General features: G+C 45.2%; 16 protein-coding genes and 1 pseudogene. 12 read left to right on the top strand and 5 right to left on the bottom strand.

From position 1 onward, the window contains the following. The first annotated feature begins 68 nt into the window (after positions 1 to 68). The 9 genes from CWO08_RS04915 (at position 69) to CWO08_RS04875 (ending at position 12,013) form a co-directional block, all read left to right on the top strand. The gene (locus CWO08_RS04915; protein ID WP_108020009.1) at positions 69 to 1,616 is read left to right on the top strand and encodes an arylsulfatase; all 1,548 of its coding nucleotides are present in this window, start codon (positions 69 to 71) and stop codon (positions 1,614 to 1,616) included. Positions 1,617 to 1,824: 208 nt separating this feature from the next. Further along, positions 1,825 to 4,197, top strand: coding sequence for a tetratricopeptide repeat protein (locus tag CWO08_RS04910; RefSeq protein ID WP_108020008.1), 2,373 nt, complete (start codon positions 1,825 to 1,827; stop codon positions 4,195 to 4,197). Positions 4,198 to 4,381: 184 nt separating this feature from the next. Continuing rightward, positions 4,382 to 5,365 (top strand): MoxR family ATPase, encoded by a 984-nt coding sequence (locus CWO08_RS04905; RefSeq protein ID WP_004730485.1) that lies wholly within the window; start codon positions 4,382 to 4,384, stop codon positions 5,363 to 5,365. A gap of 12 nt (positions 5,366 to 5,377) precedes the next feature. Next, a complete protein-coding gene (locus tag CWO08_RS04900) occupies positions 5,378 to 6,340 on the top strand; it encodes a DUF58 domain-containing protein (protein WP_108020007.1) in 963 nt (320 codons plus the stop codon). After that, positions 6,340 to 6,882: a DUF4381 domain-containing protein gene (locus CWO08_RS04895; RefSeq protein ID WP_107898851.1), complete on the top strand. Its 543-nt coding sequence runs from the start codon at positions 6,340 to 6,342 to the stop codon at positions 6,880 to 6,882. Before CWO08_RS04900 ends, CWO08_RS04895 begins: the two co-directional genes overlap by 1 nt. Then, a complete protein-coding gene (locus CWO08_RS04890; protein WP_108020006.1) occupies positions 6,875 to 7,954 on the top strand; it encodes a VWA domain-containing protein in 1,080 nt (359 codons plus the stop codon). The genes CWO08_RS04895 and CWO08_RS04890 overlap by 8 nt, the downstream gene beginning before the upstream one ends. Beyond that, a complete protein-coding gene (locus CWO08_RS04885; protein ID WP_108020005.1) occupies positions 7,947 to 9,653 on the top strand; it encodes a VWA domain-containing protein in 1,707 nt (568 codons plus the stop codon). The genes CWO08_RS04890 and CWO08_RS04885 overlap by 8 nt, the downstream gene beginning before the upstream one ends. Further along, on the top strand, positions 9,650 to 11,029 hold the full coding sequence (locus CWO08_RS04880) for a BatD family protein (protein WP_108020004.1): 1,380 nt from the start codon (positions 9,650 to 9,652) through the stop codon (positions 11,027 to 11,029). Before CWO08_RS04885 ends, CWO08_RS04880 begins: the two co-directional genes overlap by 4 nt. A gap of 78 nt (positions 11,030 to 11,107) precedes the next feature. Beyond that, complete coding sequence (locus CWO08_RS04875; protein ID WP_102431212.1) at positions 11,108 to 12,013, top strand: LysR family transcriptional regulator; 906 nt, start codon at positions 11,108 to 11,110, stop codon at positions 12,011 to 12,013. Between the two features lie 231 nt (positions 12,014 to 12,244). On the opposite strand, the gene CWO08_RS04870 is transcribed toward CWO08_RS04875, so the two are convergent. Then, entirely contained in the window at positions 12,245 to 14,719 is a 2,475-nt protein-coding gene (locus tag CWO08_RS04870; RefSeq protein ID WP_108020003.1) for a bifunctional diguanylate cyclase/phosphodiesterase, read from the bottom strand. Further along, a complete protein-coding gene (locus CWO08_RS04865) occupies positions 14,716 to 15,834 on the bottom strand; it encodes a substrate-binding domain-containing protein (protein ID WP_102479200.1) in 1,119 nt (372 codons plus the stop codon). Before CWO08_RS04865 ends, CWO08_RS04870 begins: the two co-directional genes overlap by 4 nt. An 81-nt stretch (positions 15,835 to 15,915) precedes the next feature. On the opposite strand from CWO08_RS04865, the gene CWO08_RS04860 reads away from it, so the two are divergent. Next, positions 15,916 to 17,010 (top strand): substrate-binding domain-containing protein, encoded by a 1,095-nt coding sequence (locus CWO08_RS04860; protein WP_102431209.1) that lies wholly within the window; start codon positions 15,916 to 15,918, stop codon positions 17,008 to 17,010. A gap of 123 nt (positions 17,011 to 17,133) precedes the next feature. On the opposite strand, the gene CWO08_RS04855 is transcribed toward CWO08_RS04860, so the two are convergent. Next, positions 17,134 to 18,816, bottom strand: a complete 1,683-nt coding sequence (locus CWO08_RS04855) for an alkaline phosphatase family protein (protein ID WP_108020002.1) — start codon at positions 18,814 to 18,816, stop codon at positions 17,134 to 17,136. Between the two features lie 80 nt (positions 18,817 to 18,896). Continuing rightward, positions 18,897 to 19,685: an SUMF1/EgtB/PvdO family nonheme iron enzyme gene (locus CWO08_RS04850; RefSeq protein ID WP_102431207.1), complete on the bottom strand. Its 789-nt coding sequence runs from the start codon at positions 19,683 to 19,685 to the stop codon at positions 18,897 to 18,899. A gap of 137 nt (positions 19,686 to 19,822) precedes the next feature. On the opposite strand from CWO08_RS04850, the gene CWO08_RS04845 reads away from it, so the two are divergent. Together CWO08_RS04845 and CWO08_RS04840 are read left to right on the top strand one after the other, a co-directional pair. Next, on the top strand, positions 19,823 to 21,154 hold the full coding sequence (locus CWO08_RS04845; protein ID WP_108020001.1) for an anaerobic sulfatase maturase: 1,332 nt from the start codon (positions 19,823 to 19,825) through the stop codon (positions 21,152 to 21,154). A gap of 93 nt (positions 21,155 to 21,247) precedes the next feature. Then, positions 21,248 to 22,306: a hypothetical protein gene (locus CWO08_RS04840; RefSeq protein WP_108020000.1), complete on the top strand. Its 1,059-nt coding sequence runs from the start codon at positions 21,248 to 21,250 to the stop codon at positions 22,304 to 22,306. Positions 22,307 to 22,484: 178 nt separating this feature from the next. On the opposite strand, the pseudogene CWO08_RS04835 reads toward CWO08_RS04840, so the two are convergent. Continuing rightward, positions 22,485 to 22,709, bottom strand: a pseudogene (locus tag CWO08_RS04835) (gamma-glutamyltransferase); the annotation flags it as partial. Positions 22,710 to 23,140: the final 431 nt, after the last annotated feature.

The following is a 23,140-nucleotide window of genomic DNA, read 5'->3' as shown; positions in this document are numbered from 1 at the left end:
TCGCGATCGTTCAAAAAATGGACTATACGTTGTAGGGCAGGATGCAAATAACTTACGAAGAGGTTTCTATGACAGCGAAATATGGCGCTAAACGTCGATTAGCGATTTTGGGTACAGCAATGATGGCCGCGTCTAGCGCCACTTTTGCGGCAGAAAAGCCAAATATATTGGTCATTTGGGGGGACGATATTGGTCAATCCAATGTGAGTGCATACACCTTCGGTCTCATGGGTTACAAAACCCCGAATATTGATAGCATCGCCAAAGAAGGCATGATGTTTACCGATTACTACGCAGAGCAATCTTGTACCGCAGGTCGCTCTACGTTCATTACAGGTCAAAGTGTACTGAGAACAGGCTTAAGTAAAGTAGGCTTGCCAGGTGCAGATATTGGCCTTCAAGCAGAAGATGCAACCATTGTTGAATTGCTTAAACCTATGGGTTACATGACAGGTCAATTTGGTAAAAACCACCTTGGCGATAAAGATGAATTTCTTCCAACAGCGCACGGGTTTGACGAATTTTTTGGCAACCTTTATCACCTAAATGCTGAAGAAGAACCAGAAAATGAAGATTACCCAACCGACCCAGAGTTTCGTAAGAAGTTTGGCCCGCGTGGTGTTATCAAATCATTTGCTGACGGCAAGATTGAAGATACGGGCCCATTAACACGTAAGCGTATGGAAACCGTTGACGAAGAAACGCTCGATGCCGCGCTTGATTTTATGGATCGCGCAGTGAAAGCCGACAAGCCATTCTTCGTTTGGTGGAACGCAACGCGCATGCACTTTAGAACGCATGTGCAACCAGACAGCAAAGGTGTAACCGGCATCAGCAATTACGCCGACGGTATGGTTGAGCACGATCGCCACGTTGGTCAGTTACTGAAACAAGTTGATGAATTGGGTATTAAAGACAATACGATTGTTTTCTACTCAACGGATAATGGTCCACACATGAACTCTTGGCCTGATGCGGGCACAACCCCGTTCCGTGGTGAGAAAAACACCAACTGGGAAGGCGCATACCGTGTACCAGCAATGGTTCGTTGGCCTGGTAAGATTGAACCGGGCAGCGTTTCTAACGAAATTATGCACCACATGGACTGGATGCCAACCTTCGTAGCAGCCGCTGGTGATGATCAAATCAAAGAGAAGCTGCTGAAAGGTCATACTGCGGGTGATAAAACGTTTAAGGTTCACCTAGACGGATATAATTTCCTTCCTTACCTAACCGGTGAAGAAGAAAAAGGTCGTCGTCATGAAGTATTCTACTTTACCGATGATGGTGATTTAGCGGCTCTTCGTTACAACCAATGGAAAGCGGTGTTCATGGAGCAGCGTGCAACGGGTACGATGCAGATTTGGTCAGAACCGTTCGTGACGTTACGTCTTCCTAAGCTGTTTAACCTCCGTATGGACCCATACGAAAACGCAGATATCACATCGAATACTTACTATGATTGGTTGTTAGACCATGCTTATATGTTCGTTCCTGCACAAGCGTATGTTGGCAAGTTCCTAGAAACCTTTGCTGAATATCCACCACGCCAAAAAGCAGCAAGCTTTAGCTTGGATCAGGTTATGGAAAAACTTCAAGAGAACCATAACAAGTAAGCTTTGGTTTATTGAAACTGATAGCTTAATGAAACTGGAAACACAAGAGAGCTCCTAGGAGCTCTTTTTTTATGCGCATACCGATGAGTAAATACCAGTCGTGAATATGAATCACAACTATCGTGCTCGCTGCCACTAAATAATTGTAAATTCATTGTTTTTGCGTCTACCTTATTAAGCATAAGGATGTATAAAAACAAGGAATGTTATGTCTGCATGGTTGTGCTTGCTAGTGAACGGATTGAAACACCAGCGAGTTGCAGTATTATCCGCAATGTTATCTTTACCCGTGTTGTCGATACTTAGTTTCAACACGCATGCCAATGAACAGGCTTTATCAGAAGCTTCGCATGCGAGCTCTCAAGCGACATATGTCGGATCTGAAGCTTGCATTGACTGTCACAGCGCGGAAGTGGAAGCATGGCAAGGTTCTCATCACGACATGGCGATGGGGCATGCTACCGAAGATTCCGTTCTCGGTGATTTCAATAACCAAACCATCACCCATCAAGGAAAGCCTAATCGCTTTTTCCGCAAAGGTGATGAATTCTGGGTAAACATTGAAGGGCCTGATGGTCAATTCAAAGATTACAAAATCAGCTATACCTTTGCCTTTGAACCTCTGCAACAGTACATGGTTGAGTTTGAAGACGGACGCGTGCAGTTGATTCCTTTCGCTTGGGATTCTCGAGATAAGAGTGAAGGCGGTCAACGCTGGTTTCACCTTTATCCTGATACCACCAACACGGATGAATTCTACTGGACCAATAGCGGTCAAAACTGGAACTTCATGTGTGCTGATTGCCATTCAACGAACCTAGAAAAGAACTACGATAGCGCGAGTAATACCTACGACACCACATGGTCGGAGATTAATGTCGGTTGTGAAGCGTGTCATGGCCCTGCGAGTGAGCACGTTGAACAAGCCCAGCAAACAAATAACCAGCAAACCGCAGCCAAAGGGGGAAAAAATGCCCATGTCTCGGCGCATTACGGCTTTGACCGCGATTTGTCGAAGTCGGTGAAGGAGTGGATCTATCAAGAGGGTAATTCAACACTGCAACCAAAAGACATCATTCATACCAATCAAGTTCAAACCTGTGCTCAGTGCCATAGCCGACGCACTCAGTTGAATGAAACAGGCGACCACGTTAACGGGTCTTTCTTTGATAAGTATCGTCTAAGTTTGATTACTCCTGAGCTTTACCATAACGATGGTCAAATCTACGATGAAGATTACGTTTACGGATCTTTCTTGCAATCAGTGATGGCTGAAAAAGGCGTCACATGTACTAACTGTCACGATCCACATACTGCAGAACTGAAAATTGCCGAAGAAGCGGTGTGTAGCCAATGTCACATTGCATCAGAGTACACGCCTGAAAAGCACACCTTCCACGAGGCGAATACCGAAGCTTCACAATGTACGACTTGTCACATGCCTGAGACGACTTACATGGAGGTCGACCCAAGACGTGATCACAGTTGGCATATCCCGCGTCCTGATATTAGCCAACACATTAAAACACCAAACGTGTGTACTAGCTGTCATGAAGATCAAACCGACCAGTGGGCAGATAAGCAAATCGGTAAGTGGTTCCCAGATTCTAAGTATCGTAACCAGCAGCATTTTGCCGTTGCCTTTTATGCTGATTCAATAGGACACCGAGGTGCAGAGGATGCGTTGGCATACTCGGCTCAGGACTCCAGCTTAAGCAATATCATTCGAGCATCGAGCTTAGAACGTTTGGGCGGTAATCCGGGTAAGAATACGCTTATCTCGCTGGCAAGAGCGGTGAAACACGATGACGAGATGATCCGTTTGGGTGTGGTGCAAGGCTCGTCTGGTTTCCAATTTACTGACCGTTGGCAGATTCTAGAGCCGCTGCTGAAAGACCCTGTATTGTCGATTCGTTCAGAAACCGCAGGTGCATTGGTACGTTACTGGGGAGAAATGAATCCTTTGCAGAAAGACCAAATCAAGCCTGCATTGGAAGAGTACATTGAAATACAGCAATTTAATTCCGATCGAGGATTTGGACGTACTAACCTAGGCAATGTTTACCGCGATCTAGGCCAATATCAAAAAGCGATTGAGTTTTATCAAGGTGCTATCGAAATCGAGCCTTATTTCGAAAACAGCTACGCCAACTTGGCGGATTTGTATCGAGCGCAAGGTAACGAAGCAAAAGCGCTGTCGACCTTGAAGCAAGGTATTGAAGCTCAGCCTAAATCGAGTGTATTGCCATACAGCACAGGGTTATCTCTGCTTCGAGTGAAAGATTACGAACAAGCAACGGACTACCTTAAACAAGCCGCTGAAACTGCGCAAGCCGACCCACAATATTGGTATGTGTACGGATTGGCTTTGGAGAAATCTGATGTGCTTGCGGCAAGTCAATCACTGCACAAGGCTTACCAATTTAGCCGCAACCCACAGCACCTGTATGCCCAGTGTGAAGTGTTGGCGCGCAACAGCCATATACCGGGCGTACCAAAGGCGTTTGAGCAATGTATTTCATCACTGAGCAAAGTGGCACCGCCGGAGGCCATTAACCAATTGAGAGCTAAGTTTAAATAAAGCGATGAGGTGAGCTTGGCTATTGTGCTTGCTGCTTATTCTGCTTGTAACCAATTATCGCGCTTATGAGCAATTATCACGTTTATAACTTATCGCGCTGATGAACAATTATCACGTGTATAACTAATAGTTATGGGGCTTGTGAGTAGGATGTACGCAGCCAGATTGAATTAAGGGAAGACCTATGAACCATGCGCAACAAGCAATTAACCAACTGATTGAACAAACAGAGAAAAGTGTTATCGGTCAGAGCCACGTCGTTCGGGCTCTGGTGATAGGGTTATTGACTAATGGGCATGTGCTTTTAGAGGGACTTCCCGGTACAGCGAAAACTCGTTCAGTGAAATCGCTGGCGAACCTACTGAACACCAGTTTTGGTCGAATTCAGTTTACGCCTGACCTGCTGCCATCAGATGTAACCGGTACAGAAGTGTATCAAGAGCTTGATGGAAAGCCTCAGTTGCACTTTCAACCGGGTCCTATTTTCAACAGTATTGTTTTAGCCGATGAAGTGAACCGCGCTCCTGCAAAGGTACAAGCGGCTCTGCTTGAAGCCATGGCGGAAGGGACGATTACGGTGGGTGGTCAAACTCATATCCTACCTGATCTATTCATGGTGCTCGCTACGCAAAACCCAGTTGAGCAAGAAGGTACGTATCCACTGCCTGAAGCACAGATGGACCGTTTCATTATGAAAGTCACGGTCGACTATCCAGAAGATGAAGCTGAACGCGACATCATTCGACTGGTGCGCAGTGAAGAGTTGGGTAGCGAAACGAGTTCAGAATTAGTCACTCCACAACATATTGAACCTGAATTGGTGCTTGAAGCGCGCCGCCAACTTCCAGACATTGCCGTTTCCGATTTAGTTGAGAACTACATCGTGGCTTTGGTAATGGCGACACGAAAACCTGAGCGTTATCCAGAATCAGACTTATCGAAATGGATTGAAATTGGTTCAAGTCCTCGTGCTTCTATTTCATTGGATAAATGTGCTCGCGCCTATGCGTGGCTGCAAGGGCGTGACCACGTCACGTTAGACGATGTGCGTGCCATGTTACCAACCGTATTAGGCCACCGATTCTCGTTGTCTTACGATGCATTAGCCGATGGTGTTGACCATCAAAGAGTGGTTGAAGAACTGCTTGATAATGTTGAGATCGGATAATTAGGGGGCGTCATGGCGAAGCCAACACAAGCTCCCAAATCGCAAGGCCTTGATCCACGCTTATACTGCGACTATTCAAGGTTAGTGCGAATACAGGCTCAAGCTGAGTCGTTTTCTCTACTGCCTCACCTAAAGGCGGGCAGCGTGCTTTCGGGTAGACACAATTCATTGTTCCGAGGTCGAGGTTTGAATTTCGAGGAGCTTCGTCACTACCAACTGGGTGATGACATTCGTAACCTCGATTGGAAAGTCACGATGCGAACAGGTAAACCTCATGTTCGTAGTTATACCGAAGAGAAAGACCGTAATGTGATGATCTGTGTTGATCAGCGCAGTTCGATGTTTTTTGCGTCTCAAAATACCATGAAATCCGTTGTAGCCGCCGAAGTGGCGGCACTGTGTGGGTGGCGAGTGCTTAAAGATGGTGACCGTGTCGGTTTCGTTTTAGCCTCGCACCAAAAGCTCTTTCATACCAAAGCACAGCGCTCACAGTCTGATTTGCTCGCTCAACTTAAACACCTGACTAAAGCGAATCAAAGTTTAGCCGTGAGTGTGAGTGACAGCGAGAGTGTCGGATTCAGTCAATGGATTGAACTGATCAAACGAATGAGATTAAAACAGTCGACCTTAATCTTTATTAGTGATTGGCGAGATTGCCAAGAACAAGACCTTGATCGCCTTAAGCAACTGCAACAACACAACGATATCTTAGCCATTATGGTCACCGATCCCTTAGAACAATCACTGCCTCACGATCTTGCAAGTGCAAACTGGGTAGTGGGGGATGGTCGATTTCAACTTAATCTGGATAGCCAATCTAAGGTTAACCTCGCAAGTGAAAGCCTTGCCCAAAAAGCGGCACTCCAAAAACAATCCCTTGCTAAATTGATGGCGATGAAAAACCTTCCTTATATCGAACTAGACACGTCAGGCAATCACATATCACAGTTGCAAAAGCTGGTGGGAGGGCGCTAATGACCGTTGAACATACCCCTCCGAGTACTTACATCCTTCGCGACCTACATGATGTCGCCATTCCCGAGAGCGTGAGCTGGATGCCGCAAACCATTGGTTGGAAGATCCTCGGCGTTATTCTGTTATTGGTCGCTATCTATCTGGCTTATCGTTTGGCGCAGAGATGGTGGAATAATCGTTATCGTAAAGAAGCGCTTAAAGAGCTCATGATATTGGATGCAAGAGACAAGAACTCTACCGAACGAACCTTCAAGGTACTGAAAGTGGTGCTTCGTTACCTAGACAGCAGCAATGCAAAGCTGTTTGGCCAAGCATATGTTAACCGTTTGAACGCTTATCTGCCTGTTAACGTTAACGAGAGTAAAAATAGCAATGCTTTCTTTGCCGATGAAGTTTCGGGACTATGGATGCAGAGTTTAATCGACCCTAAGGTGCGTTTGAGCTTTGAACAGCGTTTAGAGGTGATTCAAACCGCGATGATGTGGCTAAAGCTTCATAAACCGGATGTACAAGTAACGTTTGAGGGGCAAGATAATGTTTGATGCTTTATCTGCAAGCTTCGAATTTGCGCACCCATTGTGGTTTATCGCGTTACCTCTGCCGTTGTTGGTCTACTTTGCCGTACCAGCTTATCGAACTAAGCAAATGGCGATTAAGGTGCCATTTTTTCGAGAATTGGTTGAAGCTATTGGGGAAGCGCCGTCAGAAGGGGCAAGCCAGCTAACACCAAGCTGGTGGCAACGAACCACGCTCATTATTACTTGGGTATTAGTGGTGTGCGCGCTCGCTAAACCAACCATTCTTGGTGAGCCGCAAGTTCGCGAACAATTAGGTCGTGACGTGATGGTAGTGGTCGATTTATCTGGCTCAATGGCAGAACAAGACTTTACCTCTAAGCGGGGCGATAAAATATCTCGTTTGGACGCGACCAAAGAAGTGCTGGCTGATTTTGCGACTACACGAAAAGGGGATCGACTCGGTTTGATTCTTTTTGGTGATGCAGCGTTTGTACAAACACCGTTTACAGCTGATCAAGATGTATGGCTTGAACTGCTTAATCAAACCGATGTCGCGATGGCAGGGCAAAGCACGCACTTAGGTGATGCAATTGGCTTGGCGATTAAGGTGTTTGAACAAAGCGAAAAGCAGAATGCTGCGGTTCAAGATTCAAGTATTGATGCGAACGTGAAAGAGAAAGTTGTGATTGTACTAACTGATGGCAATGACACAGGAAGCTTTGTCGAACCTATCGATGCCGCAAAAGTTGCGAAGGCGAAAGGCGTTCGTATTCACGTGATCGCCATGGGTGACCCACAAACCGTTGGTGAAGTAGCTTTGGATATGGAAACCATCAAACGAGTGGCTCAAGAGTCTGGTGGTGAAGCCTTTGAAGCACTTAATCGCGATGAATTGACTAAAGCTTATGCTCAAATTGGTGAGCTAGAGCCTCAGTTGTATGAGAGTACGACTTATCGTCCTAAACAGGGAGTACACCATTACCTGATGGCCATTGTTGTTGTGATGTATTTGACTGCGTTTAGTTTAGCAACAATCCGCCGACGCTCGCTTTTGGCTTCTTCAATGAAAAATTTGAAAGGAGAGAACGATGCCTGATTCTCTCATGTTGCAACAGTTCTTTACCCAGTTTCACTTTATCCGACCATTGTGGTTGTTGGCCTTTATCCCGATGTTTTTCCTATTGTGGATTCGCTGGAGAGAAGAGACCAAACCAACGTGGAAAGACATTCTGCCTGCACATTTACGTGATGCATTAACCATCGGTGAAACCGGTTGGCGCAAACAGTTACCACTGAAGCTATTAATGGTGATTGTGACCATCGCCATCATTATCTGTTCTGGCCCAACATGGCAGCGTGAAGCTTCGCCTTTTGGTGAAGATAAAGCATCGATGTTGGTTGTACTCGATAACAGTGAATCCATGCTTGCTAAAGATTTGCCTCCAAGTCGCTTAGAACGATCTAAGCAGAAAATTAGAGACTTATTGGCAGCTCGGAAAGGCGGTAATACGGGCTTAGTGGTTTACGCAGGCAGCGCACACGTCGCGATGCCCGTCACTCAAGACAGCAAGGTATTCGAACCGTTTCTAGCGGCTATCACACCCGATATCATGCCGGTATCAGGTAAGTCAGCAGAAGAAGCACTGCCACTGATTAATCAGCAACTGTCTGGTGAGTTAGGCTCTTCTGTACTGTTGGTATCTGATGGTGTAAACCCAAGCACCATTAGGGCGTACGAGAGTTTCTTTAACGACAATCCGTATCAGTTGCTGATTCTAGCCGCAGGAAACAGTAATGTGGTGAGCGATAACCCTGTCGACCTAGATTCATTGCGCAGCCTAGCGAGCAAGACGGGTGGACGACTGATCGAAGTGACCGTTGATAACTCCGATATCCAACAACTCAATCAAGCGGTTGAAAGAAACATGCAACTGAATGGTGAGTCTTCAATGCCTTGGAAAGACATGGGATATGGCCTGCTTATTCCAATGGCAATCATCATGTTGTTGTGGTTCAGAAAAGGGTGGTTGGTACAGTGGTGTGTCGTTGGTCTAGTGATTTCAGGTAGCATCTATTCACCAAGCACTTTGGCGAAAACAGTCAATTTAACTGCTGAGAAACCAGTCGTGGTGGAGCCGCTTACAGCTTGGGACAAAACAGCTCAATGGTGGTGGGACTTATGGCTAACGCCTGATCAACAAGGGCAACGTTTATTGAATCAGAAGGAATATCTTGAAGCGGCCAAGCATTTTAAGGATCCAATGAGAAAGGGCGCGGCTTATTACTATGCTCGTGATTTTAAGTTCGCTCACAGTGCATTTTTGCAAACCAAAACTGACCTTGGCTTATACAATGCAGCCAGTGCGTTAGCCAGACAGCGTGAATACCTTGCGGCACGAGACCTTTTGAAATCATTAAGCGAGAAAGAGGATCTGTCACCAGAACTAAGAACGGATGTGGAGAACAATCTTGCTGTGCTTAGTGGAATTGTCGAAGAGGTAAACCGAACCAGTGAAAGCCAGTCTGGAACCACAGATGGCCCTGAGGAGTCTTTAGAACTCGAAGACGATCAGCCTCGAACGGGAGATGGAGCTGAAGAAGAAACGGTAGCGGAATTGATGCTTAAGGAAACGCTTAATGCCAATGAAATCTTAGGCAGCCAAGAGCTTGCCGACAAGTGGTTAAAACGCGTTGAAGCGGATCCTAAGTTCTTCTTGAAGTCCAAGTTCCAAATTCAGTTAAGAGATCCTGCACCTTCCATCGAACAGTCTTCAAAACAGGAGCAAACACAATGAGTCGAGTTGATTTAACTCTTGCAGTGCTTCTAGAAAAAGCAGGGCGCTCGGAGTCTTTTAGACTAACGAAGGCCTTGTTTGTGTCGCTAGTTCTACTGTTTAGCACTGCTTTTTCTACACTTGCTTCTGCGGCTGATATTTATGACCTGCAGAGGACTGGCGATGTCGAATTGATCGCTTGGGTCGGAGAAAAACCGAAGTCTGGCGACAAGATTACGCCTACGAAAGTTAGCGTTAATGAACAAGTGATTCTGAACATTGAGGTGGCGACACCGCGTTGGCTAACTGGGGGAACCCGAATTGGCAGCATCGAAATCCCGAATGTTATTGCTAAGCAGCGCAACCAGCTGGCGACGAACTACACGGAACGAGTGGGCGACACAACATGGTCACGCCAACGCTGGGAAGTGACGCTTTATCCGATGACTTCGGGCGAATTCGTCATTCCTACTGTGCCTGTTCGAATTCAATTGTCAGCGCCTGATGGGTCAAACGTTGGTGGTACGCTTTACACGCAACCCATTAAGTTTGAAGCTTCATTACCTTCTGGTTTATTAAGTGACGAATCGCCTTGGTTTTCTGCGACCGACGTGGATGTTGAACAGCAATGGCAGCGTTCGAATGAAGACTTGAAAGTTGGCGATGCGGTTACACGCACCGTGACGATCAAAGCCAAAGACAGTTTGTCTGTGTTACTGCCAGATGTGTTGTCCAATGAAGCGACTCAGCAATATCAAGCTTACCCACAGCCTAATCGTTTAGACGATACACAAGAGCGTGGTGATTACCGTTCTAGCCGCATCGAAGAAACGGTTTATGTGATTCAACAAGGTGGCGAATTTATCTTGCCGGATTTCTCATTCCAGTGGTGGGACAGTAAGAATCAACGTCTTGAAAGCGTTGTCATAAAAGGTGAAGTGTTTGAAGCAAAACATACACTCCAATCCTTTATCAAAGCTTACATGTCGGTCTTTATCAGCGTAGGTTTGGTATTAGTGTTGTGTGTTGCGTTATTTGTTTCTTTGAAGCGTTATTACAAGAACCGACCAACACCGAGTTGGTTGGTATTCCGTCGTTTACTCAAGCAAGGTAATTGGTCTGCATTGAGAACCTTTATCTACCGTCAATTGCGAAAACAAACCTCGCAGCTAGAAATGAATAAAGCGCAACTTGGCAAATCAAATGGACAAAAACGTTGGGTGGAAGACAGCGAAGCGCTCCAACAAGGGCGTGAAGATAAAAACGTATTTACTCGCTTGTGGAGAGAGTTACGTAGCCTGCCCAGTACTCAAACAGACTCAAGGCATTCTCGTTCGATTTTCGCCCGCTTGAAAATCCCTAAAGGCTTGCCAGACTTAAAAGATAGAACTAAGTAGCAAACTTTAGTTATTCGCATCGAACATAATCGGCAGGTTCTCTACTATGGGGAACCTGCTTCTTTAATATGGAACTGTATGAAAAGTACCGAACTAAATCTAATTCCTATATTTGTTGCTATCTATGAAGAACAGAACTTATCTAGGGCTGCTAATCGCATGGATATAAGCCAACCAGCAGTGAGTAAAGCACTTGCAAGGTTGAGAGATATCTATGATGAGCCATTGTTTCACCGCACCACATCAGGCGTAGAGCCAACCACATTCGCTATTGATATCTACCCTGCAATGGCCGCTGCGCTTAAAAACTTTACGTCTACCTTATCCGCATCAAGAGACTTCGATCCTAAAACCTCAGGCCGCGTGTTTTCTATTGCCTGCGTCTCGGCAGCTAGCTATGAAATGATGCCAAGAGTGATGCAGTTAATCAGCCAGGTTGCACCCGGTATCGCACTCGAAGTTCACCCTCTGTTTACGGAAGATTACGAGTCTGATTTAAGGCTCCAAAGACACGATGTGATTGTCGATATGACGCCAAAAGGAAGAACCATGCTTAAGCATGAGGTGATTTCTACAGAGGAGCTGGTCGTGGTGTGTAGTAGTGATCACCCTACTGTTGGCGATACAATCGATATGGAACAGTTCTTAGCACTCGAACATGTGGTGGTCTCTAGGTGGCATGCGCGCAAAAGCTTATTGAGCTCTGAACACTACAGTGATCTAGAGAAACGTAGAATAGTCTATCGTGCTGCAGGTGTTGTTGAGATGCTTCCTGTTATCGAAGGCTCTGAGTACATCGGTGTAATGCCTATTTCATCGGTGCGTTGTTTTGCTGAAAAGTACGCGGTCAAAACACTGCCATTACCCTTCGAGTTGGAAGACCTGGAGATGTGTATGATTTGGCATCCAAGCCGTACTAATGAACCAAGCCATAAGTGGTTACGAGCTAAGATCAAAGCAGCAGCAAAAGAGTTATCAAGTTAGCCTATACAAGGACATAGCCATTGAAAGCATTCGCGCGATTTTAAACGGAAAGAAAGCCAACACAGTGGCACTTTGACTATAGGTAAAAGCTGCTTTACTGGTGCGATCTTTGAGGTTGCTTTTTGTTACGGCTGCTTGGCCGGTAGGGCAGCCCGAAGGCTACACTTATTCAGTCAAAAATCTGTGAAGGAACTTAACTCACTGAAACTTAATTAACTTAAGGAACAGACACTAAGCCTCTTTTTGGCTCTGCTCAGAGTTAAGCAAGAAGTAAGACACCCAATCATCAGTCGGCAACGGCCTTGCAAAGAAATAGCCTTGCGCGTATTTACAACCTATTTGGCGCAGAGTCTTTACGTGGTTCTGCGTTTCAAGCCCTTCGGCAATCACCGAGAAATTCAGAATTTGTGCAAGCTTTAATACAGCACATGTGATCTCGTAATCGACCTTGGATGAGTTAATGTCTTCAATAAAGCTTCGGTCGAGTTTGACGCAATCAGCAGATAGATTCTTCAATACCGACAGCGATGAATAGCCTGTACCAAAGTCATCAATCGCAATCTTATAACCCTTCGAGTGAAGTACCTCTATGGTTCTTGAGCAGGTTTCGAAATCTCGCATCATGTCTCTTTCAGTGATTTCAAGAAGCAGTTGATGTGGCTGGCAATCTGTTTCATCCAGTATCACTTGTAGCTGCTCTGCGAGGTCAGTCATATAGAACATTCTTGCTGAGAAGTTGATAGAGAAAATCACACCTTGTAGGTCGATACCTGAGCGTTGCCATTCGGTGATCAGGTTGGCAACCTTCTTAAATACCCACTTATCGATGTCGATAATAAGATCGCTTTTCTCTGCGACTTCAAGAAAATCGATAGGTGGAAGCAATCCAAGTTTGGGGTGACGCCAGCGAATGAGAGCCTCGGCTCCGATGATGTCTTGAGAATCCAAGTCGACTTTTGGTTGGAAGAAGACTTCCAGTTCGTCGTTTGCAATGGCTTGATGAAGCCCCATGTTTGTTTCAATTAAGTCATTGACTTCATGGGTCATTTCATCAGCATAGACTCTGTATTGATCTCTACCGTTACGTTTTGCGTGATACATAGCGGTGTCTGCGTTTCTAATTAAGGTTTCACGATCTAAGCCGTGAGTAGGGTACTCACATACCCCAATACTTGCTGAAACGAAGATAGAGTTATCATCAATATAGTAAGGCTTTCTTAATGCTTGGTTTAGGCGATCAGCGATGGGTTCACCTTCTTCTAAACCAACGTTCGAATACACAACCAAGAACTCGTCGCCGCCCATTCTAGCCACAAACCCCTTATCTCCGACGAGATTGCTAAGGATGTCAGAAACGTTAACCAGCAAGTTGTCTCCAGGTGCGTGACCTAACGAATCATTGATCGTTTTGAACTCATCAATATCGAGATAAAACAATAAAAAGGGCGCTTGGTTCTCGCTTGAGATCTTAATTTCTTTATCTAACTGCTTGGTTGCTAACAATCTATTAGCCAAATTAGTCAACGGATCGTGATGTGCTAGAAAGTCGAAGTTCTTTTTCTCTTCAGTGAGGTCGAGATAGGCCTCAGACAGCCTTGAAGCCATGTCGTTATAGGCTTTTTCCAAGTGAGACCACTCGTCACTTCTGCCCAAATTGATAGGATTCTTGAGGCTACCGGATTCTAAACGGTCGAAGCCATGTCTCAGCGCATTGAGCGGTTTTCGAATATGATGTCTCACCACGTGGTTAACCAGCAACATCGACAACACGACGGCTGAAAAGCTAATAACAATGGCGTTCAGTCTTGATAGACCAATCTCTTTTTCAAGCTGGTCGGTTAGTGCTAAGGCTTGGCTCTGTACGCGTGACTCTGTGTTTTCTACCATCTCTAACAAGTCACCTTGCGCCTCTAATAGCGAAGCCATCACCAACCAACGTTGTTCCAGATTAGCGCGAATCCGTTTTAACGCGGCGTTGTATCGCTTCACGGTACGGTGGATTCGTTTCTTCTCTGCGATAACCACAGCCGTTCCTATATCAACATTTTCTAAGTGGAGTAAGAAGATATCGAGCTCTTTCTCGACCTCGATAAGCAGTACTTTCTCCGTTTCTGGCGTGATGCGGCTGTGAATGTCACCGACCATTTTTCCTGAGGTGAGAAACGACTCTCGTAGCATGTTGATGAGATCTAATTCATTGTTATAACGGATGAAATTAGGTTGGTCTAAGTGCTTAAGCTTGCTGTCGGCTATCGCAAATTCGAGTTGATTAAGTTGCTCGGCTAATGCAGCATCGATTTGATTGGTTTGCTTGAGGATTCGATTCAGTGCTAGCGAACTGCCTAAGAAACGATGGAAGTTATCGATAAAGGCATCGATCTTTTGCGAGAAACCTTCGTTGGTCGACAAATCTCTCAAGCGTTGCAGTTGGAAATCAACGTTGAATGCTTCCTCAGACAAGGTGGTTTCACTGAACAGAAAGGTTTGCTCCAGTAACTTCACACGAGAGGTTAATGTAAATACGCGACGACTGATTTCAGAGTTAACAATCAGATCTGACACGTGTGTTGAGGTTTCCGTTTTGAGCGTCGACTCGACGTAATAGAGTGAGCGGATCACCATGATGACCGCAAGGCTCACAATCAAAAGCGAAACCAGATTCGAAATAATGAGCCTTTGGGTGATGTTGATCTGAGGTAGTTTCATTGCGGCTTCCAAATTTTCAGATACGCTTCACGGTAGCCATTTTTAGGGTCATAGATGCCTTTGTCTGACTGGCTAATAAGCTCTTCAACATTACCCGGTGTAACGAGGTGTACAGGGGCAGAGTAGCCACTAGGAGGCATTTGATTGAAGGCTCGGTTGAGCTCGTCAACAATCTGCCAACCTTGTAAATATAAGGGCTCAGGAACGGTTGCCAGTTGGAATTGTCCGCTATAGATTCTTTTGTAGGCCGCTTTGCTGCCATCACCTGCAGATATGTTCCGCGGGATCATTTTTAACTCTTCAAGGCTCGACTCCAAAGAAGGTATCGCATAGTCGATGTACAAGTCGTTGATGGCCAATATGTGAGTGATTTTATCGTCGTACTTGTTATCAAGGTCTTTCAATGTCGCGGGCATTTGCTCAGCAATTTTGTCTAAAGGCAGGTAGTTGAGCTCAAGGACATCACAATTGCTGCAACGCTTGATGGTGTTAACCATGGCGTTGGCTTTGATCATCGCGATTTCATAATTAGGGTCGGTAAACACCACGGTCTTAGCTTGACCCTTGGAGTTGACGATGGCGAGCAGGGCTGCTACCTCAGCCACATCAAGCGGGTCAGTAGTGATGTTGGTGTATAAGCCGATCTCTGGGTTTCCGCCAACAAGCTCCGTCGCGTGCCATCCGATGACAACAATCCCGAGATCTTCTGCTTGTTTCAAAATGGTTTTGTGACGAACCGCGTCAATGCCACCTAAAACAATGGCATCGGGTTCAAAACCGATTGCTTTTCGGATCGCGGCACCTTGACGCACTTCAGAACCCAAACCATCAATGAACCTAAGGTGCCAATTGATGTTAGAGATGGCTTCAGATATGCCTTTGCCAACGCCATATACGCCACCATTACGTAAATCAGACGCGACGAAAATAACGTTCTTTTCATGACGCACTGCTGGACCTTGTGTTGGACCATCCCAGGTTCGTTGGTTGGAAACCGCACGCATCACTTTTTCTTCTGCGTAATGGAAGAAATTGTTCTCAGGATTACCCGCAAAACTCGGTGAGTTGCAAGTAGTAGCGAGCAACAAACTCGCAAAATACACTGTTTTATTCATAAGGGTTATAAAACGCTTTAAATTATTATCGCTATATATTTATAATATTGTTAATAAACATTCAAACATTTGGTAACAGTTATGCCGGGTCAAATTTATAAAAACGTATTACCAGCCCTACTGACAGCTTGTTTTATCCTTCCTTTTGACGTATACGCTGATGGGGTAAGGTCGGACTCAGATGTAAAGAAACTCGAAAAATTTCAAGAGACTGTGAGTGGCGAGCCGATTTCGTTAGCACCAATGTCGGTTGAGAAACCGGTCAGAATTGCCCTAATTTACCCAAGTGCAGATATTTCTGACTTTTGGAGACGAAATTACACTGCATTGAAGGAAAGGTTGATCGCTTTAGAGTTGCCATTCGAGATCAGCGAGTTTACCTCAAGACAAATTGAGCACTCTTTGCAGACTCAATATACGGATCAAGTGTTGAATGCTGACACACCTTATGACTTCGTGATTTTTGGCCCTTCTGAACTGGGAATACAAGCTCAGAACATTCAAAAGCTATCGGCTTCGACAGAATTCAAAACCTTTATTTGGGCATTTCACACGCCAAATGAACAATGGAAACATCAACCAGACAGTTGGTTTGACTTCTCAAGTGCAATGGGCGCGGAAGTGCTGTGTGACCATGTGGTGCAAGAGTTGGGGAGTGAAGTCGAGTTCTCTGCCAATCGCGGGATCCCGGGAATCACGGACACTCAACGTTCACAAGGCTTCATTGATTGCGTGGAAGAGAAAGGTGACTGGTTAACGGTTTATGAGCATTTTGGGCAATATCAAAAAATAGGCGGCGCAGACGGGATCCGATTAGTGCTAGGTAACTTCCCTGAGGTGACCATGGTTCATAATGCCAATACGGCGATGACCATGGGGGCGGTCGATGCGTTAAACCAAGCTGATATGTTGTCTGAGATCTATGTAACGGGTTGGGGCGGCACAGCGATAGAGATCGAGAAGATTCGCTCTGATGAGTTAGATGCAACACCAATGCGCATGAGTGATGACCTTGGTGTAGCGACTGCTGAAGCGATCAAGTTTCATTTAGAAGAGAGAGAAGCTGAAGTTCCGCTGGTATATTTAGGTCGTATCACGGTTGTGCACAATAAGATGAATGACGACCAGTTGAACCAACTCACCAGAGAAGCGTTTCGTTACTCAGGAAAGAATTAAGCACGATTCAATCTATCCTGCATGATAAAAAGAGCCGCTTATTCAGTTTAATCAGAATAAGCGGCTCTTTTTTATGTTAGAGACTCTGTGAGCATGTTTGGTTCACAAACCTAATAATTGTGATTAGTCAGTAATCTCTTCTAGCACTTGCCCAATCGAACCACTTGGTTGAGTGATTCCGAGTTTGTTCGAAAGCGTCGGTGCAATATCGTATGGTGTGATTGGACGTGAAACCTTCTTAGCGTCCACATCATAACCTGCGAAAATCACTGGCACGTGCGTGTCGTATTTCCAAGGGGAACCATGAGTCGAGGCAATTTGTAGGCCTTCCATATCGTTAATGTAGCTACGCGGATCAAATACCACATACACATCGCCTGAACGAGCGGGGTGGTAGTTGTTTTTGATGAGCTGCATCACATGAGTGTCAGGGACTCGGTTTGCTGCAATATCACTGCTTGATACCGCAAACGCAACGCCTTTCACTTTGGCAATTTCATCAGCAATGGCTTCTTGTACCTTAGCCAGATCCAGTTTCTTCTGAGCGATTAAGTCGTGATTAAGATAGATATAAGGCTGAGCGTACAAACGAATTGCGTCTTTGGTTAAGCCAAAATCATCTTTTAATCGTTTCTCTACACCACTCGATAGTAGTGCGTCTTTGTCGAAGTACTGAGCTTGACTGAAACCTAGAGCATTTGCCGCAGGTGAAGATTCAGGAACACCGTGATCGGCAGACAAGACGATTAAGGTGTTCTCTAACCCAACTTGGTTGTCGACGGTTTTGAAAAGCTTAGCGAGAGTCTTATCAAGTCGGATAAGGTTGTCTTCTGTTTCTAGGCTTTCAGGGCCATAAAGGTGTACCACGTAGTCGTTTGATGAGAAACTCACTGACAGATAATCAGTCACGTCACCTTGACCAAGCTTCTCTTGCATCAACAAGGTGCTAGCGAAGTTTTCCGTGATCTCGTCACCAGCAGGGCTCACGGTTAGCGTTGTGCTGTAGTACTTGTAGCTTGCCGGGCCGTATGGGTGAGGGAAGGTGCGTTGGAAATCACCGAGTTTCACTTTGTGTTCGGTATCATTTTCTTGCAACGTGTATTTATCACGCGGTAATGATAGCTCCCACTTTTGTTTGGAATACTGAGCAGCAATCGCTTTCTCGTTCCAGCGTGATACCCAGTCTGGATACTCGTCGTAGTAATAGTTACTCGTGACGAATTCAGATTGTGCTTTGGAGAACCAGAAGGCTTTACCACTGTGTCCTGCCAATGAGATAGCACCGCGGTCTTTCACTGATACGCCGAACACTTTTGATTTGCCACTATTGGAAATCGTCAGCTCGTCACCAAAAGTGGTGGCGAGTATTGGCTCCGGAGAACGACCGTCACCTTGCGCTGTCTTCTGTGTTGGGTCAATCTCGGTGGCTTTGTTGACACCCGCGCCAGAAGTCAGCATTTTGTAGTTGCCATCTTCTACGTTATACACCAAGCGTTCTTCGCTACGGTCATACCAAACGTTACCTACCATACCATGTACGCTAGGTGGAGCGCCTGTTGCAAGCGACACATGGCCAACAATGGTTTCTGTGTTGCCGTGTTGGTAGTTCGCATTGGTGTAATAAGTACCGTCATCCATTAAGTAGCGAAAGCCACCTTCACCAAAATTATGCTTGTATCGTTCAATGAGGTCAGCGCGTAGACCATCAACCGTGATTTGAAGGACAAGGTCTGGCTTTTCTGCAGCCGATGCAGGAAGAGCGCAGAGTAACGCGAGTGTAAGTCCTGAAAGCTTGGTGTATTGCATAGGGTTTCCTTATTCACTGTTGCCGTAGCGTTCTAACGTGTGGTCAGATTTTTAACGTTGAGATAGGGTTATTCACGTATCTAGTTCGTATCTTTAACCAACCGCAGTCCCATGTCCGACATGGTGATGGATTGGCTTGCGAAATCACGACGGTAACTTTCCGATTCATTTTCGTCATAAGCAAAACTGCCACCGCGAACAGACTTGTGCGATAAGCCTACGTCGCTGTGTTTAGCGTTATTTGGATTGTCTGTTGGCCCGAATCTGTAGAAGGTGTCATCGAAAGCATCAATGACAAATTCACCAACGTTTCCTGTCATGTCATATAAGCCTAGTTCATTTGGCTTTTTTAACCCTACAGGATGCGCGCTATTTTTCGAATTTGCTGAGTACCACGCAACATCATCTAAGTTGTTGGAACCACTGTAAGTATAGCCTTTGCTTTTGTTGCCACCCTTCGCTGCAAATTCCCATTCCGCTTCAGTCGGTAGGCGGTATTCTTCACCCGTTAATTCATTCAACTGCTCAACGAAATAGTTCGCTTGTTGCCAGCTAAGGTTATTGACCGGAACTTGTGGGTTTTGGAAATAACTGAGAGATGAACCCATCACCGATTCAAACAATTCTTGAGTCACCTCAAACTTCGCAATGTAGAAACTATCTACAGTTACTTCACGGGCTGGTCGTTCTGCTTTGGTCGCTTCCGGGTTGTTTGAACCCATGGTGAATGTTCCGCCTTCAACCAACACCATCTCTTGGTCAATTTTTTGAGCGATAGGGTGTGTAGGCACGCTTGCACAGCCGCTTAGGAAAATAGTCATGGTGACGCCGCTAACTGCTGCTAAATGTTTGTAATTGATAAATTTCATCACGTGCCTCAAATGTTCGAAATAGGGTGTGATTCTAACGTTTTTGGTCATTCCTATTGGTTATAAAGGGTATAACATGCCCCTGACTTAATTCGGAATTATGATGGGAACAAGACACTAAGATAGGTAGGTAAATCATGCACATTACTCAAGGTCCACAATATAACGGTAAAGCGTCTAAGCGCCTGCATGTTATGGCTAAGCCGATTGGCGCAGCGTGCAACATTGACTGTAAATATTGTTATTACCTAAGTAAGCAAGATTTGTTGGAGTACAAGAAAGGCAGTTCTCCAAGAATGGATGATGAGACGCTAGAGACTTACATCCGACAATACATCGAAGGTCAAAATACGCCTGAAATTATCTTCTCATGGCAGGGCGGCGAACCGACTATGTTAGGTTTGGCTTATTTTGAACGTGTGGTTGAGCTACAGAAAAAGTATCAGCCTGAAGGTGTGTTAATTTCAAATGACCTACAAACTAATGGCACATTATTGAATGACGATTGGGGTCGATTCTTAGCAAAGAACAACTTCCTGATCGGTTTAAGTATTGATGGCCCTGAAATGCTGCACAACGCTTACCGTACCAACCGCGCGGGTCGTGGCACATTCAAACAAGTGATGGCTGCTGTCGAGCTGTTGCACAAACACCAAGTTAAATTCGCAACGCTTACCTGTGTGAATAACCTGACCAGTCAAAACGCATTAGAAGTGTATCGCTTCTTACGTGACGTGGTGAAGTCTCCACAAATGCAGTTTATTCCTATCGTAGAACAGAAAACCTTTAGAACCGTTGCGCCGCAAACCTCTCAAGTCAGTGAGCAACTCAAGCAAGGTGACAAGCGTCTTATCCCGGGTCATAAAGATTCGATCATGGAATCATGGTGTGTATCGGACTTAGCGTGGGGCAACTTCCTGATTGCGGTGTTTGATGAATGGGCGAAGCAAGACATCGGTAAAGTGTTTGTTCAGTATTTTGAAGCGAGCTTAGAAACGTGGATTGGTCGCCCGAACCCGCTTTGTACCCTGAATGAGATCTGCGGTAAAGGCTTAGCGATGGAGCCAAACGGTGATGTGTTCTCTTGTGACCACTACGTTTACCCTGAATATAAAATTGGCAACATCCACCACGAGAAGCTTGATGACCTAGCATACAGCGCACCACAACAGAAATTTGGTTTCGCAAAATCACGTACGCTGACGAGCCAATGTCAGCAATGTGACTACAAGTTTGCTTGTCATGGCGAATGCCCTAAAAACCGCTTTATCAAAACTCGTGCGGGGGAGCCGGGCTTGAACTATTTATGCGCGGGCTGGCACAAGTTCTTCTCTCATGTTGATAAATCGATGGCGTATATCGCGCGTGCGATGAGACACCCCGTTGCTCATGGTAAGTACAGTGATTCTGTGATGATGGCGCGTCGAGCAGAACTGGCAAAAGAAACTACGTTTGAGACTAAGTTTTAAGTCAAGTTCTAGGTTTAGAGTTATCGATCCTAACGAAATTTAATCAGATATGAGTCTAGGGACGGGCTAAGTTCTCCAACTTAAGGTAATACTATGATCAAGAAGAGTTTAGCGACAGCGGTTGCTTTATTGGTTTCAACGTCCGCATTGCTATCAACGTCAGCAATCGCAGCCAATGGCGTTCAACAAACCGTTGATGCACCAGCACAAAATATCAATCAAGTGCTTGAAATAACGGACACTCAAACCCGTATTCAACAGTTGTCTTACATGGCACAAGATCAGAATCAGTCTATCGAAAACCGTACTGGTGCGCTGCAAGAATTGGCAGCTTACCCAAGCCAAAACGCGCTGGTGGCTGTTGCTAGAGGCATAAAAGATCAAAACCCTGAAGTTCGTGAAGCGGCAGTGATCGGTTCTGAACCTTACCAACTTGAGCATCGGTGGGCATTGGTTTCACCACTGTTAAAAGACACCGATACCATGGTTCGTCACACGGCAACGTCAAATCTGATTCGTGACTTTAATACCTTAGATGAACAACAAAAAGGACAAATCGAGCCACCAGTAAAAGAGCTTATCAGTTTCCTAGAGACGCAAGAATCAGAAAAGTACCAATTATTGTTTGCTGATGTACTTCGCTGGCACAACGAGTGGGATAAGGCAGAAACGGTTTATCTAGAACTCATCAAAACGCATCAAAAAGAGCCACAAGTTTGGTTAAGTTACGCTGATAATTTCCGAGCGCAGAAAAAAGACCAACAAGCGGTCGATGTATTGGATCGCGGCTTGCAACATGTACCCGACTACGCAGCTCTACATTACTCTAAATCATTAACTTTGGTTCGCCTTGAAGACAAGAGCGCAGCGGCCAATGAGATTGAAGTAGCAGCTAAGTTAGCTAAAGACAACAGCTACTACTGGTACCTCAATGGGGTGTTACAAGAAGATTTAGACATCGATAAATCGACAAAGTCATTCGAAAAAGCGTATCTGATATCGGGGTCTCCAGAGCAGTTGTACGCCGTCTGTGACATTTACGTACGCTACGGCAATGATAAAACAGACGAATGCTTAGTAGAGCTTGCGAAAGTGGCGCCGGGTTATGTGATTGATCAGCTAAAAGAGAAACGAGTAGAGCCAAGCTCATAATATTTGAGTGAGTCGAGAAACGGAAAGTAGCTATTGAAAAGCCAGTCGAAACATTCGACTGGCTTTTTTGTATTTGGAGTTCTGTTCGAAATGTATCGTTAGAACAAGACACAAGCAAGAGACTTCAAAATGGGTGAGTTTAGCAGCTCACTCTCATTAATTTATTCGCCCATTGAGCTGGATGCACGACGACGGTCTGTTGCACCGTAGTCTTGCCATCTTTGACTTCAATTGCGTTACCACCTTGCTTGAGTATCGAATACCCAGTGCTGCTTACGTATGGGTTTGTCGCACTTACCATAAACTTCTCGCCACTTTCGTCGGACGTTATTGGAAAAGGGTTTGGTTCAGCCGCGAAACTGACTGCTGAAACCAAGCTTAAAGATAAAGTCGCTATTCGCATGCGTTCTCCGTTTAAGGTGTCTGTTTATTCGCTCTAAGGCTGACCGAATAAAAAAGAGGAAGTTCTGTAGCCTGTTGCCTTCTTACACGATACTGACGATGTTGACAGAGTTACTAAATTGTAGGGCATATGGAGAATTTAATTATTGGGGTGATCGTTTGAATCAGCGTTTTTATATTTTTCAACTCGACACAAAGCCTATGGATTACAAGCATCCCCAAATAGGGTGCGAGTAATGCTCCTAATAAACATTAAGTTTTAAACAGGTTATTAAGTTTGAGGTTGAGTTGTATTTGATAAAGTTAAAAATTAAAACTAATGATTTATATGGTTATTTTTTGATTGCTACAATCTATAAACAATATTTACATATTTATCACTATTTTCATATTGACCGATTGAATAACTGGTCAGATCTGTTATTGTTCGGA

Origin of the sequence: Vibrio sp. 10N.286.48.B8 (genome assembly GCF_003050085.1) — a bacterium.
GTDB lineage: Bacteria > Pseudomonadota > Gammaproteobacteria > Enterobacterales > Vibrionaceae > Vibrio > Vibrio crassostreae.
Note: the sequence above shows the minus strand (reverse complement) of the source record. Positions and strands in the feature narration are given on the sequence as shown.